The organism is Robiginitalea marina (assembly GCF_024006985.1).
Classification (GTDB): Bacteria; Bacteroidota; Bacteroidia; order Flavobacteriales; family Flavobacteriaceae; genus Robiginitalea; species Robiginitalea marina.
In genome coordinates, this window is the sequence record NZ_JAMXIB010000007.1 from 1 (window position 1) to 15,468 (window position 15,468).

Annotated in this window: 16 protein-coding genes; 11 read left to right on the forward strand and 5 right to left on the reverse strand. The window is 54.9% G+C overall.

Annotation, left to right across the window (positions count from 1 at the left end):
* Positions 1-238: 238 nt before the first annotated feature.
* From NG653_RS09715 to NG653_RS09750, 8 genes are all read left to right on the forward strand, one after another.
* A complete protein-coding gene (locus NG653_RS09715; protein ID WP_252741508.1) occupies positions 239-1,441 on the forward strand; it encodes a DUF4198 domain-containing protein in 1,203 nt (400 codons plus the stop codon).
* Between the two features lie 42 nt (positions 1,442-1,483).
* On the forward strand, positions 1,484-2,125 hold the full coding sequence (locus NG653_RS09720; protein WP_252741509.1) for a HupE/UreJ family protein: 642 nt from the start codon (positions 1,484-1,486) through the stop codon (positions 2,123-2,125).
* 145 nt (positions 2,126-2,270) lie between these two features.
* Entirely contained in the window at positions 2,271-2,747 is a 477-nt protein-coding gene (locus NG653_RS09725) for a (2Fe-2S)-binding protein (RefSeq protein WP_252741510.1), read from the forward strand.
* 4 nt (positions 2,748-2,751) lie between these two features.
* On the forward strand, positions 2,752-4,929 hold the full coding sequence (locus NG653_RS09730) for a xanthine dehydrogenase family protein molybdopterin-binding subunit (protein WP_252741511.1): 2,178 nt from the start codon (positions 2,752-2,754) through the stop codon (positions 4,927-4,929).
* 91 nt (positions 4,930-5,020) lie between these two features.
* Complete coding sequence (locus tag NG653_RS09735) at positions 5,021-5,206, forward strand: hypothetical protein (RefSeq protein ID WP_252741512.1); 186 nt, start codon at positions 5,021-5,023, stop codon at positions 5,204-5,206.
* Positions 5,207-5,439: 233 nt separating this feature from the next.
* Entirely contained in the window at positions 5,440-5,775 is a 336-nt protein-coding gene (locus NG653_RS09740; protein WP_252741513.1) for a hypothetical protein, read from the forward strand.
* 75 nt (positions 5,776-5,850) lie between these two features.
* A complete protein-coding gene (locus tag NG653_RS09745) occupies positions 5,851-6,717 on the forward strand; it encodes an HAEPLYID family protein (protein WP_252741514.1) in 867 nt (288 codons plus the stop codon).
* 241 nt (positions 6,718-6,958) lie between these two features.
* Positions 6,959-7,627 (forward strand): lysoplasmalogenase, encoded by a 669-nt coding sequence (locus NG653_RS09750; RefSeq protein WP_252741515.1) that lies wholly within the window; start codon positions 6,959-6,961, stop codon positions 7,625-7,627.
* A 47-nt stretch (positions 7,628-7,674) separates the two neighbouring features.
* On the opposite strand, the gene NG653_RS09755 is transcribed toward NG653_RS09750, so the two are convergent.
* Together NG653_RS09755 and NG653_RS09760 are read right to left on the reverse strand one after the other, a co-directional pair.
* Positions 7,675-9,885, reverse strand: a complete 2,211-nt coding sequence (locus NG653_RS09755; protein ID WP_252741516.1) for a DUF748 domain-containing protein — start codon at positions 9,883-9,885, stop codon at positions 7,675-7,677.
* Positions 9,886-10,228: 343 nt separating this feature from the next.
* On the reverse strand, positions 10,229-10,813 hold the full coding sequence (locus tag NG653_RS09760; protein ID WP_252741517.1) for a CDP-alcohol phosphatidyltransferase family protein: 585 nt from the start codon (positions 10,811-10,813) through the stop codon (positions 10,229-10,231).
* Between the two features lie 272 nt (positions 10,814-11,085).
* Here NG653_RS09760 and NG653_RS09765 point away from each other — a divergent pair, with 272 nt between their 5' ends.
* The 3 genes from NG653_RS09765 to NG653_RS09775 are packed head-to-tail and all read left to right on the forward strand — an operon-like array spanning position 11,086 to position 12,826.
* Entirely contained in the window at positions 11,086-11,766 is a 681-nt protein-coding gene (locus tag NG653_RS09765) for a hypothetical protein (RefSeq protein WP_252741518.1), read from the forward strand.
* A 13-nt stretch (positions 11,767-11,779) separates the two neighbouring features.
* Positions 11,780-12,526: a slipin family protein gene (locus NG653_RS09770; RefSeq protein WP_252741519.1), complete on the forward strand. Its 747-nt coding sequence runs from the start codon at positions 11,780-11,782 to the stop codon at positions 12,524-12,526.
* Positions 12,527-12,553: 27 nt separating this feature from the next.
* Entirely contained in the window at positions 12,554-12,826 is a 273-nt protein-coding gene (locus tag NG653_RS09775) for a hypothetical protein (RefSeq protein WP_252741520.1), read from the forward strand.
* A gap of 6 nt (positions 12,827-12,832) precedes the next feature.
* Here NG653_RS09775 and NG653_RS09780 read toward each other — a convergent pair whose 3' ends face one another.
* The 3 genes from NG653_RS09780 to NG653_RS09790 form a co-directional block, all read right to left on the reverse strand.
* Positions 12,833-13,720: a dienelactone hydrolase family protein gene (locus NG653_RS09780; protein ID WP_252741521.1), complete on the reverse strand. Its 888-nt coding sequence runs from the start codon at positions 13,718-13,720 to the stop codon at positions 12,833-12,835.
* A gap of 69 nt (positions 13,721-13,789) precedes the next feature.
* Positions 13,790-14,335, reverse strand: coding sequence for a flavodoxin domain-containing protein (locus NG653_RS09785; RefSeq protein ID WP_252741522.1), 546 nt, complete (start codon positions 14,333-14,335; stop codon positions 13,790-13,792).
* Between the two features lie 134 nt (positions 14,336-14,469).
* Positions 14,470-15,387: a DUF6607 family protein gene (locus tag NG653_RS09790; RefSeq protein ID WP_252741523.1), complete on the reverse strand. Its 918-nt coding sequence runs from the start codon at positions 15,385-15,387 to the stop codon at positions 14,470-14,472.
* Between the last annotated feature and the right edge of the window lie 81 nt (positions 15,388-15,468).

Below are 15,468 nucleotides of genomic sequence, written 5' to 3' on the forward strand. Positions count from 1 at the left end.
CCGGTTTGGATCACACCGCAGGCGTAATCCAGCCAGGTTCGCTTTCCCTCGGGACAGGTTTGCAGTAGTGGTCATATTTTGGATCACGCCGCAGGGGTACTCTGCCTTTTTTTGCCGCTTCTTTCCCAACACTTTTGCAAACTACAATGGCTTGGACGATATTTGATTTTTCCAAAGTCGCCTTAAAATAGCAATTTGGGGTTGTTTACCCGGCCCCGTTGGTTAATTTGACATAGCCATGAAAAACAAGATCCTCCTCCTCTTTGCACTACTACTGTTTTGCAGCCACGACATGTACCTGAAGCCGGATAACTATTTCCTTGAACCGGACGCCCAGGCTGCCATTGAACTTTTCAACGGCACCTTCGAGAAGAGCGAGAACGTCATTGCGCGCAACCGAATGGCCGATGTGAGCCTGGTGGGTAATGGCCGCAGAATAGCGGTTGATTCCACCCAGTGGAGCGAGCGGGACAGCATCACGATACTGCGGTTTAAAACCGGGCAGGCCGGCACCTGGGTCGCAGGGGTATCTACCTTTTCCCGGACCATCGAAATGACCGCTGAGGATTTCAACGGTTATCTGGAACACGACGGGGTACTCGATATGCTGGAATGGCGGAGGGCCAACAACACCCTTGGCCAAAATGCCGCAGAGGAATATTCCAAGCATGTAAAAACAATTTTTCAGGTGGGGGACCAAACCTCAGACGACTGGAAGACCCCCCTGGGGTATCCGATTGAGTTTGTTCCCCTGCAAAATCCCTACGACCTGCATCCCGGCCATTCCCTGGAAGTCCAACTGCTGTGGCAGGGGAAGCCCCTGGCCAACCAACTGGTGTATGCAGGCCCTCCCACCGGTGTGCATTCGCATGAACCGGGAACGGGCCATAGCCATGAAGCCTCTTCAGACCACAAGCACGAGCATGAAGCCGACCACACGCATGGCGAAACAGGGGAGCATTCTCACGAGCAGGAATCGGACCACACGCATGGCGAAACAGGGGAGCATTCTCACGAGCAGGAATCGGACCACACGCATGGGGAAGAAGGGATGCATTCTCACCAACAGGAATCGGGCCATACCCATAAGACGGCACGGGCAGAGGAATTCCCTCAGGGAGGTAGCGCAGAACAAGGCCATAGCCACCCTCTTGTCAAATCACTCAGGACGGATGCGGATGGCCTCATAAAGGTGGACCTCACGGCCGAAGGGGTCTGGTACCTTCGCACCATCTACCTGACCCCCTCTGAGAAGCCAGGCCTGACCCACGAATCGAACTGGGCCACCCTTACCTTTGCGATAGGGGAAGGGCACAGCCACAGCCACGACGGGGACACGCACAGCCACGGGGAGGATGGGGGTATCCCTTCCTATTTCTACTGGATCGGAAGCCTGGTACTGTTGATTGTATTGTTCTTCTGGTTCAAACGGAAAGACTGAATGAAAGGGCAGGCGTTAAGGCGAAGGGTATTGCCGATATTTATGCTTTGCCCCCTGGTGCTTGCTGCCCACGGGGTGAGCCCGGGGGACCAGGAAATCCTCAACAACGGGGGGCTGCTCTCCTACCTCCTGGTGGGCGCCAAACACATGGTGACCGGGTATGACCACCTGTTGTTTTTGGCGGGGGTGATCTTTTACCTCAGTGGCTTCCGGGACATTATCCGCTTTATCACCGTCTTTACCATTGGCCACAGCATTACCCTTACCGGGGCAACCTATTTGGGGATCCGGGCCGACGAACACCTGGTGGATGCCGTAATTGCCCTGAGCGTCCTGTACAAAGGGTTTGAGAACCTGGGAGGTTTTGAGAAAATCCTGAAAGTACGGGCGCCAAACCTGTTGATGATGGTTTTTTTGTTCGGACTCATCCATGGTTTTGGCCTCTCTACCCGCCTTCAATCTTTTGATATGGGGACTTCCCAATTCCTGGCCAAGATCCTCAGTTTCAATGTGGGGGTGGAGCTCGGGCAGGTTGCTGCCCTGATCCCAATGGTATTCCTCATTACCCGTTGGCAAAGCAAAAACAGTTACCAGGCCTTTTACAAAGCCGCCAACACCTATCTGGTGATTGCAGGGGTGGGGTTGTTTATTTACCAGCTCTACGGGTATTTCAATGCCCATTGAGCCGTCCGGGAATCCCTCCTTTTCGGATGAACCCTGGCCGGGCTGGCAGCATCAGGTGCCCATTGCTGCAAACCTTCAATTTTTGGAAGCCCCATGTGCAATCCATTCTTCTTTTTCAGTACCTTAAGGGCAAACGAGTTTTGCCATGGCCAAATACACCCTAAACGTCAATGACGAAACATATCCTGTTGAAGTTGCCGAAGGGACCTCCCTTTTGTGGGTGCTCAGGGAGCATCTTGGGCTTACCGGAACCAAGTACGGATGCGGCATTGCCCTATGCGGGGCCTGTACCCTGCACATCGACGGGCAACCCGCGAAAGCATGCATCATCCCTGTGGAAGGGGTGGCCAGCGGGCAGCGGATCCGCACCATCGAGGGCCTGTCCGAAAAGGGGGACCACCCGGTCCAGAAGGCCTGGATAGCGGCCCAGGCCCCCCAGTGCGGCTTTTGTCATTCCGGGCAGATCATGCAGGCGGTGGCCCTTTTGGAATCCAACCCCAGGCCTACGCGGGAGGAAATCAAAACTTATATGAACGGCATCCTGTGTCGGTGCGGCACCTATATGCGCATCCTGAAAGCCGTGGAAATGGCCGCAGGAACCGAAACCCATGTTGAATCCTAAGCCCATGCCAAAGACAGCCACCCAATACAGCAGAAGGAACTTCCTGAAAACCTCGGGAGGGGTAGTGCTCTTTATCGGAGCTTCCGGGATCCTGCCCTACCTGGTTTCCTGCCGGGATACGCGGCGCATGAAGGAGGAATTTGCAAGGCATCCTATAACCGCCTGGGTGCAATTTTCCGAGGACGGGCAGATCATCATCTATAACCCTGCCGCTGAAATGGGACAGGGTTCCATGACCTCCCTGCCGGTCATCTTTGCAGAGGAGATGGATGCGGACTGGGCCCGGGTTTCGGTGGAGTTCTCCCCCCAGGAAGCCGAGATCTACGGGTCTGAGGGGTGGACCCCTGGCAGCAAGCTCATGATGACGGTCGGCAGCCGGACTACCCACAGCTACTGGCCGGTCATGAGGAAGGCGGGGGCCCAGGCCCGGTATGTGCTCCTGAGCAGTGCTGCGGGGCACTGGGAGGTGCCGCTTTCCGAACTCACCACTTCAGAAGGGGTGGTATACCATGAAAAGTCCGGAAGGAAAATAGAATACGGCCAGCTGGTACCCTTCCTGAAAATGCCGGAGGTACTTCCGGAAATCGACGAGGCCCAGATGAAAAAACCCGGGGAGTTCCGCCTGATCGGGAAGGTGCTCCCCCGAACCGAAATCCCTGAAAAGGTGAACGGGACGGCTCTGTTTGCCCAGGATATCCGGTTACCGGGCATGGTTTACGGCGTTCTGGAAAGGGGCAACCTCCACGGGTCCAGGCCAACGCTTACCAATGAGGCGGAGATCGTTGGGATGGACGGGGTGCTGAAGGTGGTCCCGTTTGACTATGCCATAGGTGTGATTGCCCAAACCCTGGAGCAGGCCCTGTCCGCCAAAAGGAAACTCAGAATTGAATGGGGTCCTTCCCCGGCCAGCGGGTTCCATTCCCAGGAGGTTTTTGAAACCTACGCCTCAATGGCCGGGCAACCGGAGAGGGGCAGGGTCATCACCGAGGCCGGGGATGTACAACAGGCCATCAAAACGGCGGCCCGAACCTATTCCGCTGATTTCAAAAACGACTACGTGTACCACGCCCAGATGGAACCCCTTAATGCCGTGATCCGGGTGGCGGAAGACCTGCAGAGCGCCGAGGTCTGGGTGGGCAGCCAGCAGGGCCCGGATACCAAGCTCGGGGTACCCGGTATCCTGGGGATCCCACATGAAAAGGTCGAAGTCCACCTGCAGTATCTGGGGGGAGGCTTTGGACGACGCAGCATGAACGATTTTGTGGAGGAATGCGCCGTCCTGGCCCGGGAGGTGGCCCCCCTGCCCGTGAAGCTCATCTGGACCCGGGAGGACGATGTGGCCTACGGGGCGTTCCGCCCGCTTTCCCTCCAGCGCCTGACCGCCTCTGTGGATGCCCGGGGTACCCTCACCAGCCTTTCGCATTGCGTGGTGGGGGATGGGGGCAACCTGGTAGCCAGCGGGGTGACCAATACCCATTACGACATTCCCAACCAACTGGCCGAGTGGCGGGGGGCCTCCCATGGCATCCGCTTGAAGCACTGGCGCGCTGTCGGGCATGGGCCCAACAAATTTGCGATTGAATGTATGCTGGATGAAATAGCCCGGGACCAGCAGGCCGACCCCGTCGCCTTCCGCCGCAAACTGATGGCCAAATCCCCCAGGGCCCTTGCCACCCTGGACAAGGCAGCAGAAATCTCGGGCTGGGGAGAACCTGTAGCCGAAGGCCGGGCTAAGGGTGTGGCTTTCGTGGAACACGGCTCCCTGGGGACCGGGGTTTGCGAGATCTCGGTGGACCGGAATACCGGGGACATCAGGGTGCACCATTTCTGGATTGCCCTGGACGCCGGGATTCCCGTACAGCCGGACAATATCAGGGCACAAATGGAAGGCGGCATCCTCATGGGGATGAGCAGTGTACTGAAAGAGCAGATTACCATAGTGGACGGGCGGGTACAGCAATCCAATTTCCACGACTACCCCCTGCTTCGGATGCAGGAAATCCCCGACTCCATCGAAACCGTAATCCTCCCTTCCGGGGAGCGCCCCGAAGGGGTGGGGGAAACCGCCACCCCCATGGTAGCCGGTGCCATAGCGAATGCTTTTTTAAGGCTTACGGGTAAACGCCTGCGGCACATGCCCTTTACCCCCCAGCGGGTCCTGGAGGCCCTCAGTTCCTCATAAATCCCTTTGGTCGATCATGGAGTGAGGTTTCCATCTGCCCCCTACCTCCCGTTGCCCCTGCAGGTTTGCTCGTCCGGCCTGTCCCCGGCCTATGGAATTTCCAATTAAGCCCGGCTCCGGGGGGATCGCTGCCCTGATCCCAATGGTATTCCCCATTACCCGTTGGCAAAACAAAAACAGTTACCAGGCTTTTTACGAAACCGCCAACACCTATCTGGTGATTGCAGGGGTGGGGTTGTTTATTTACAAGCTCTACGGGTATTTGAGTGGGCATTGACCGGCACATTTTTTTCTTCCCGCCCAACCCGCCCCCTTCCTCAACCTACGGTCAATCCCTGAAACCTCCCTTCAGTTCACAAAAAATCACGGATATGCCGGGAAGAAGGCAGGGTGCCGGCCCTATGGGAGAAATCCATAGGGGAGTGGTGGAAGAATACTGCAAAATTGTAATTTTGGACCATGTTCGGCCGAATACGAAATAGCACCTTTACCAGATTCCTTTTTGGGTTGTTGGGCCTGTATTTCCTGAACATCAGTGTCGACTCCCCAGACCCCTTCCCCAATAAGGTTCCCGAGGACCTGTCCTTCAATGACCAGGAAAGTATTGTGGAGCTGATAGTGGAACAGGTGCTGGGGTTTGAGGACCTTATAAGGGAGGTTGATGACCCCGATCCTGAAGACCACAATAGCACCATGGGATTCAAGATGCCCATTATGGTCCAGTATACATGCGATAGCGGACTATCACCAGTTCTTGTTGAAAGCAGGAAAGAGAAATTTCCTGAAAAAAATGCCCGTTTCCCCATGGGGTTTGACCCAATAGATACCCCCCCTCCCCGGATTTGATTTAATTTTTTGGAACCCTTATAACCGCTATTGCCTAGTCGGTTACTTTCTCCATCTTTTTAATTCAAATCAAAAATGAACTTCAAAAAGGAATTATTGCCGTTTATGGCACTGCTATGGGCAAGCGCTTCCCTGGCCCAAATTTCGAACGCGGAAAAAGACAGCCTGTATATCGTTCAGGTCGAAGACCAGGCAGGGCCTGCCAAGGTATTGCACGCGGAACCCCTTTATATCGACCTGATCCGGGACCTGGGGGCCCGGAAAGGGGAAAAGGAATGGAATATTGGCCTGGGGCTGACCGACAACCTTAGGTTCGATGCCTACGAAGCCCTGATAGAGTACGAATGGGCCCCGAGGGATCGCCTGGGGCTGGAGGTGGAATTGCCCTTCACATTTTATTCGCCTCTGAATGGCTCGCTTCGGGATTCAATCCCGTCCAACCAGTTGAACAGCCTGAAGCTTGCAGTCCAGTGGTCTTTCTTCGTCAATGAAGCCATGGCGACCTCCATGGCCCTTGGCTATATCAATGAGTTCGAATTGTCGGACTTTCGAAATTTTGGGGACCCATGGATCAAAGGGAACGTTTACAATCCGTTTCTGGTAATCGCCAGGCGCTGGGGCAATAACGTGCATTCCCTGATCTACACGGGCCCCATGATCGAACATAATTTCAGCACCGGGAAGTTTCTGACGGCCTTTGATATCAATACGAGTTTTCATTACATGATAACAGGCACAAGGAACTTTATTGGAGTGGAATTCAACAAAACCCTCAGCGCCGGGGATTTCGACATGACGCTTCGTCCCCAAATGCGGTTGGGCATTGCCGACAACCTCCTGGTCGGGATTGTTGCGGGAATTCCTGTGAGCAGGGAAAACCAGCGGTTTAGTGCCTTTATGAGGCTGATCTGGGAACCCGGCCATGTGCGGGAACACCGGTAGGTTTTGACAGGGCGCCCAAAAGGAAAAAACAATGGGGCCACAGAAACTGTGCGGGCACGACACCGTTTTTTAAAGGGCCGTGTTCCCCGCAACTGGAAATGTCCCGGGAATGCCCGATTGGATCAATCCCGTCAACGGATGGACGCGGGCAATAAGGGTATCCCATATCCCGATAATTTTGAAGGCACATCCATTGGGTCGGGGGTAAAAACTATCTTTGAAGAAACCAAAACACCGACCCATGCTCTCAAAATTCCGTCCGGTCCTGATCGGGTTGCTCGTATTGCAGGTCGCCTCGGCCATCCTGGCGCTGGCCTATGGGGACTTCCTTTTCAAATCAGGTTCCGCCGGCCTCGGCGCGATAATCCTCTTATTGCTCTTATCGGGCAGGTCCTTCCGTACCCCGGACCTCTGGATGGTAATCGGGGCGTTCCTCTTTTCTATTGTCGGGGATTACTTCCTGTCCCACAGGAACGGGGATACCTTGTGGTTTGTATATGGCATTTTCTTTTTTTTCCTGGCGCACATCGGTTATTTGGCCTATTCCCTGTTCCATGGCCAAGTGGCCTGGAAGACGACCCTGGTGGTCTGCGCCGCGTACCTTATTTTCTTCTTTACCTCCCTTTATGGGGGCATTGGGGACCCCCTGCTCATGTGGGCCGCGCTGGCCTACCTCCTGGTGTCGTGCCTTTCCCTTGGGGCGGCCGTTGGCATAAAGAAAGCGGGATGGCCAAAGTTGGGTTATACCTTTGGGATTGCCCTGATCCTTTTTTCCGACACCCTCATCGCCCTGGCGGAATTCATGCAGTACAACCGGTGGGATTTTTTGATCCTCCCCACCTACTACCTGGCCCACATCGCGATTACCTGGGCCCTTTGGAAGCGATTCACTGCAGAGGAACCCGCCTGATAAAATGCGAATATCGCGGCAGTTGACCGCCTTTGAACCGTTTGGCCTTAGGGTCGTGGGAATTTACGGGGTGCCGGGGGAACCCCTTCGGAAGCTGCCGGGGGGGCAGGGGCTTCCGGTTCCGCTCCTTTCAGGGAATAGTTCATTTTGAACTGGGGGGCGGCATTGGCATTATCGGGGTTGCTTACTTTGGCCTTTTGCACTACGATCGTGGTCGTGTTTTGCTTGCTTTCCAGATAGCCGCTGAAGTTGCGGATCAGGGCGTCCATGTAGGTATTGGCCAGGGAATCCATGTTCTGGGCTGCGGTAAGGGATCGGATGGATCCCAATAGGCCCAGGGTATCGGAGCCCACCTGTTCGTACACGAATTTTTCAAAGGCCTCCCGGTTTGTGGTGAAGTCCGCATTTGTTTTCTGTGTGAAAAGCTCACCTGCCCGGTTTTCGGCCATCAGGCTGACCAGGGAATCCTGCCCGACCAGGTTCATTACGATTTCAACCCCTTCTTTTTGGCGTTCAAGTTCCAGGAGCAGGTCCAGTTGCCGGGCCTGTTCCGCGTTGGGGATGGTGTCCGGGTATTGGAAGGCAAGGCTTTCGAGGTCTTTCGGATCGGCCCCGATAAACCGTGCCAGCGGCTTTACAGGGTTGTCCGTGGCGTCGAACAGCTTTTTTTTCAGGGTGGTGCCCACCAGGGCCCAGGCGTCTACGGTGGGGTCGTCCAGGTTGCCCCGCACCGGGATGTCCAGTTCAATATCCCCGTTTTTGTCCTTGAGCAGCCAAACGGCAATTTTCAGGGGAATGGCATACAGGCCGCCTTTGAGGTTCTCCACGGCTACGCCCTTGATCAGCAGGTTGTTTTCGCTTTGCAGCTGGCCGTCCGTGATGCGGGTGTCCGAGAAATAGAACATGTCCCCGGTAAGGATGGAATGCCCGGTATAATAGCTGGAGTAGATGTTGAGGTCCGAGAGCAGGAAGTCCTCTATGGCAATATCGATGGTGGCAAAATCGGGGTCCGCAGGGTTGAACCCGATTTCAGCCTTAAGTTTTCCGCGTTTGTTCAAAACCATGGTAGAGAGGATGTCCACCCATTCGCTGTCGCTGAAGATGCTGTCGGTGTCGATCTCGATGTCGCTGAGGGCATAGTCAAAGGGTTGCCCGGTCAGGTTGTCGGTATAATCCATCCGCCCCTGATGCACTTTTACATGGTTCAGGGCGTAGTACAGGGGTTGCTCCGCTTCGGATTCCACAACTGTGGAATCCGTGGAATCGTATTTAAAAATCCGGAACAGATTGTTGGAGACGGAGTCGAGTTCAAATTTGAGAAAAGGCTGTTCAAAGACCAAATCCTCGATGATATAGGAGCTTTTCGCATAGTTGATCTCCCCCAGGGTACACAGGATTTTTTCAGCGGATAAAAACCCCAAACTGTTCGGGTCCGTCATCAGGGGCTTCAGGGCTTCCACTTCCCCGGAAACCAGGGTTTCCAAAGGGCTGTTCACGTTTCCTGTCAATTCAATGACTGCATTGACCGTACCCTCCAGGCTATTGATCGTTGCGTACTCCAGGGCGTATTTGTAAAACGCGCTTAACTGCAGGTTGTCAATCTCCACGGAACTGCTGAAATCCCCTGTTCCAGGGTTGACGTTGGACGATGCCTTAACCGCCGCGGACTCCCCGAGCCGGAAAGCGATATCCGCATTGCTGTCATGTTCCTGGTCCCAGGCGATTACCGGGATGAAAAGGGATAAATTTTCGATCTCGGTGGTATGGTCCAGGTCCGCATCGTAGTATTCGAAGGCAGCGTCCTTCAGCTCCAGATTTTCCAGGAGGTATTTAAAGGCTTCTTCGTCCTCACCATTTGTAGCGGAGCTGTCTTCCGCCGAATGGAAGGCAACCAGGTCATCGAAATTAAAGGTGGAATCCTTTTTGGCGATACGGACCTGCAGGCCTTCCAGGTATAACCTGTCCAGGGCTTTCACCCCGCCGAAGTACTTATAAGGGGCTGTATTCAGCACAAGGGTGTCGAAGGCGACAAAAACATCCTGCCCATTGGCCTCATACAGGTTGAAGTCGTAGACCTTTACTGTTCCGGTGAAGTAGTTTATCCTGAGCTTGTCTATAGAAATTTGCCGGCCGAGGAGTTCCCTGCTGTTCTTTACAGCGTAATTTTTAACCAGCCCGGGTAGGAGGAGCAACAAAACGATCAGGAGCCCAAGGAATCCAAGGCCCGTGTACCGGAGTATTTTTTTTTTGGCAGCCACGCTCAGGGTTTTTTGTCAGGTTTATTACTCGCCGTCCCCCGAAAAAGGAAAGGGTGCCCTGAAAGCCCAGGATACTGCTAAAGATAATAAATTTTTGACCTTCCTGCCCCCCTGTACCCACAGGAAGGATATGGGAATTCGACGACCTAAAAGGATCGGCCCCCGGCTGTGGGGATGGTTCCGATAGCTGTGCGGGGGGATTGGATCACGGGTGCATGATAGGATCCGGGAGTAATGGGGAACCCCCCACCCGCCCCCCAACCAAACTAAGCTACGGCCCTGCAAAAACCAGGCGCTCATCCGTTGGTGCGCCCGGGCTTCCCGGTCGGGCCACGCCCCTTAATCAGGCCTGCCGCCTGCGCTCATCCTTCAATGCCCAGTAGATCCCCTTAACGTCCTTTACCCAGTGGTCGTAAAGGAAAATGAGGGTAATTTCCTCGAGGGTCTCCAGGATGCCGATAAAAATCATCAGGTAGAAAAGCCAGTACACAGGCCCGAAGAACAGCAGCCAGAGCAGGAATACCGCCTGCAAAATGGCTGAGGTTTTGGCCAGGTAGGTATGGAACGACGTCGCCCGGCCGTATTTGATAAAGGCGATGGCCATCTGGATGATGTAGGGGATAAAGGCAATGGCAATGAGCACCAGGTTTTCAAGGATAAATACCTTTTCAAAAACCCAGATCCCAAACAGCCCGGCTATCAGGGTCAGCTGGTCTCCGACCGAGTCGAGCTGCGAACCCCTGGCGCTGCTGATATTCAGCTTACGGGCCAGGAAACCGTCGACGGCGTCAGTGGAATAGCTGATCAGCAGGAACCAGGTAAACCAGTCCCTGGCGCCTGAGAAAAGGAAAACCATCAGCAACGGAAAGGCGACGATGCGGTAGAAGGAAAACCAGTCGGCGATATTGAAACTTCTGAACGGATTCATCACACCCCGAATATATGATTAAAGGTAGGGGCACCTGCTGATCCCGGATATGATTTATGTCACCAGGACAGGTCCGGAGCATCAATTTTTAAGAAACAATGTCCATTTTGCAGCCTATCCGGATAAGTGCAGCAGGGTTTCAGCAGGCTTTTTGAACCGGCAGGACCCAAAGAAACGAGGCTGAACTGGAAAGGCCTGCCGAAACCCTGACCCCGGTCATTTTTTAACCTCCCGGCTTTGGCGTATCTTTTCGAAAAGTTGAATCTCGCGACGTGTGCTTTCCGGCAATCAGGAAGATTGGAATCCTTTCCCTTCCCCTTTTGGGGATGGGGGTGTTCATATTGGGTTACCTGCTCGCGGCCAGCCGGTATCCCGGGGGGTCCTGGGCCTTTCCGGGGCAGGATGGCTTCAGTTGGCGCCATAACTACCTGTGCGACCTGCTGGATACCCGGGCTGTCAACGGGGCCGTGAATACCGGCAGGTACTGGGCGCGCGGGGCCCTCGTGGCACTTTGTTCTGCCCTGCTATTGCTTTGGTACCACCTGCCCCGCCTGACCGGGGGGGCTGCCTTGAGCCGCCGCCTGATGCGCGTGTTTGGGATGGCAGCCCTGGGAACGACCTTTTTTTTGAGCGCAGGCACCCATGACCTTACGGTGTATATCGCCGGGGGACTGGGTACGGGGGCCATTGCCCTCGCCATATTCGGGCTGTGGAAGGGGCGCAGGCATTTCCTGGCTGCCCTGGGGGCCTGGTGTTTTTTGATTTTCCTGCTGAATTATGTCATTTATGAATCCGGAAGTTTCCTCCGCGCCCTTCCCCTGATTCAAAAGGTGACCTTCAGCAGTTTCCTGATCTGGCTGGCCGGGATAAACCTGGCCCTCCTTGGCCTGAATGGGCCGAAACGGGGGGAAGGGGCTAAAACCCCTGGCTCCCCTGAAATTGTAACCCCTTAAAAGAGAATATCCCATGAACCCAACACTGATTTTTGGAGTCCTGCTCCTAGGCTTTTTCCTTTCGGGGATCCGCATTGTTTATGAATACAAACGCGCCCTTAAGTTTCGTTTTGGGAAGTACGTAAAGACCCTGAAACCCGGGTTCCGGTGGATCATCCCCCTGATAGAGACCATCCAGAAAGTCGATATCCGGGTCATCACCATCAACATCGTTTCCCAGGAAGTCATGACGGAAGATAATGTGCCCTGCAGCATCGACGGGGTTGTCTTTTTCCGGATCGACAACCCTGAAAAAGCGGTTCTGGAGGTGGAGGAATATCATTTTGCCATAACCCAGCTGTCCCAGGCCGCCCTGCGGGACGTTTGCGGAAAGGTGGAACTGGATACCATCCTCTCCCGTCGGGAGGAGATGGGCAAGAACATCAAAGCCATTGTGGAGCATGAAACCGGGGACTGGGGCATTGATATTATTGACGTGAAGATCAAGGATATACAGCTGCCAGAGAATATGAGGCGGATGATGGCCAACCAGGCTGAGGCTGAGCGCTCGCGCCGGGCCCGGATCATCCTGGCCCAGGCTGAGGAACAGGCTGCAGGGGCCCTGCTGGCCGCCGGGAAGATGATCGACCAGTCGCCTTCGGCCATCAAGTTGCGGTTATACCAGACCCTTTCGAATATCGCTGCGGAGAAAAATTCCACCATCCTGTTCCCTTTCCCGGAAGAAGCACTCCCGAGGAACACGAAATCGGGCAAGAAATAGGGCAGAAGGAAATCGGACCTGGGCCTGTTGCGGGAGTTGGAGTCCCTCGGAAAGGATTCCTTCAAAGACCTTCAGGACCATCTGACCCGCAGCGTTCCGGTTTTACAGATCATTAATGCAGACACCACAGAGGCCGCCGGCATCTTTGAACACCTGCTGGAAGATTCTGTTTTTCATGGCATTGTACTCGGCCACTCCATATCCATGCGAAGCCTCAACCAGCGCTATCTCGAAAAAAAGCCGCTCTGGGAGCGGCTTGAAGTACTGGTGGGCAGGGAGATCGACAGGTTGCAGGAATGAACCGGGTTACTGCAGGGTTTTCCTGAAGAAATCCACGGTCCTTCCCCAGGCCAGCTCAGCGGCCTCTTTATCGTACCTGGGGGTGGTGTCGTTGTGGAACCCATGGTTTTTTTCGGGGTAGAAAAACACCTGGTACTCCTTCTTGTTGGCTTTCAGGGCCGCTTCGTATTCGGGCCAGCCGGCATTGACGCGTTCATCGAGGCCGGCATAGTGGAGCATCATGGGCGCCTGGATTTCGGGGACTGACTCCACAGGGGCCTGCCCGCCGTAGAAGGGAACCGCTGCCCCAAGGCCCGGGAGGCGAACGGCCATCATATTGGCGATCCATCCCCCAAAACAGAAGCCCACCACGCCTACCTTACCGGTACAGTCCGGGTGTGATTTCAGGAATTCAAACCCCGCGATAAAATCCTCCAGCATTTCGTCCCGGTTCCTTTCCCGTTGTAAAGCCCTGCCGTCATCGTCATTGCCCGGGTAGCCCCCCAGGGGTGTCAGGGCGTCCGGGGCCAGGGCCATGAAGCCAGCCAGGGCGGCACGTCGGCATACGTCTTCTATATGGGGGTTGAGCCCCCGGTTTTCATGGACCACTACAATGCCGGGAAGGGGGCCATCGGCATCGGAAGGACGGGCCAGGAGCCCTTTGATCTCCCCGCCGCCATTGGGAGAGGGATAAGTGACATAACCCGCTTTTAGGCGCGGGTCGTCCTGAGGCACCTGGATTTTGGTCCGGTAGTCGGGCATCATAAAACTGAGGAGCGACATGACCGTGATGCCCCCCACGGCATACGTGGAGAGCTTGTCAAGGAATACCCTGCGGGGAATCTGGTTGTGGGCATAGGCATCGTACAGGTCAAATACTTCCTGGCTAATGTCTTCTTTGCGGAGTTTTTTCACGGGGTTACGTCTTTTAAAAGGTAAAGTTCCCCTGAAGGTACCCAAAAAATTCCAATAGCAGGGGCTGCCTCACGCCATTTCAGGGACGCGCACTCTTTTCCGGGCTTGCTCCGGGCGCGTTTGTTTTTCAAACCAGCATACGATGGGTTCCAGGCTTTCCCGGTCCATAAAGTCGAAGCCTTCGGTCATTCGTTTGGACTCCTCCGGGTCTTTTATTGCCCGTGCAAGGCCTTTAAGCAAAATCCTGGACCACCAGGGCAGTTCGCTCACCACCATGCGGCCCCGCAAGGGCACATATTCCATTTGTGAGAAGATTTCCTCGCCCAGCCCGCGCTTCATCCATAAAAGGAGGTCCGGGTCTTCCGGAGCGGTGCCGGACACTGAAAACAGCAGGAGAGGGCGCCCGTTTAGCTGGGTCCAGTTTTTTTTAACCCATTTTGAAATGGTGGGTTTTCCCACCCTTACGGAACTCCCAAGGATCAGTATGTCGTAGTTCCAGGGTTCGGGGGGGTCTTTCCTGACGTCAAATACCGGGAGGCCGGTAGCTTCCCCCAGCCATTCGGCATACTGGCAGGTACTCCCGTAATTTCCTGAATAAAGGATGGCGGCTTTCATTGCAGAGGTCTTGGGATTGAGGATCAAATTTGGGGTCAAGGTACCCGGTCCCTGCTTTTCCGACAATGACTTGTATCAATAAAAAAGGCCGCCCGCGGGCGGCCTAAAAATCGAACAGTAAAAGGTTTAAGATCCTATTTGCCGACCCCTGAACGGTCTTCACTGGCAAAACGGCTGAAAAGGGCGGCGATCTCTTTTCTTTTGGCATCCTTTTCCTCCAGTTGGGAAAGGTGGACATAGAGGGGCTTCCCATCCACTTCCCTGGCCAGGTTCAGCTGTCCCTCCCTCTGGTAAAGGGTATCCCAGGCCGCCCGCACTTCATCCCAGAAGGGGTGGTTTTCCTGCCACCATGTCCTGGCGAGGGCACATTGGGCATCGTCTACCTTCCGGTAAATGTTCCAGCCCTTTTCCTGGGCGATCAGCTGGTCCTTTTGGTCGCTTTCCCGTATAATTTTCTCATTGTCCTGCTCGTGCACCCAACCGTATTCCGTGATCTCGTGACGGTTCCCGCGCACCATCACGTTGTAGTCGCTCCGCTTGGTGTACTCCCTCCGGGGCAGGGGGGATGGGGTGGCGTTCTCCCAGTAGTGTTTCCCGTCGGCGTGGATCCAGGTGGCGGAACCGGCATAGCGTGGGCTGTCATCCACCTGGTATACTTTCTGGGTCCAGGTACCCCTGAGGTTGGGGGAAGGGGTTTGGTGGAAGTCCCAGGTATTGTCTCCCACGAAGGCAAAGCTGGCCGGGCTTTCGTATTCCCAGTCCTGCCGCCAGTGCTTGATGGCCGTGGAATCGTTTACCACAAGCACGTGCTGGAGGGAAATCCGGTTTTCACCGTCCTCGAGGAGTTCCACCCACTCCAGGGCGCTGGCCCGGTACCCGGGTTTTTTCTCGTAGCCTTCTATGGGCGAGAAAGTCTCGGCATATTCAAAACTTACCTCGTAACATCCGCACATCGACTTGATAGCTTTCCGGTCCTGGTCTTTGAGGCCCTGGCCCTGAAGGGAGAAAGCCAGAAGCAGCGCCCCCGAAAAGAGTGTGATTTGTTTTTTCATGGTCTGTGATGGTTTTGTGTTAAAATAAATTGCTTATTTAGACTAAATATAAATAAAATATATATTTGCGACAAATCTAAA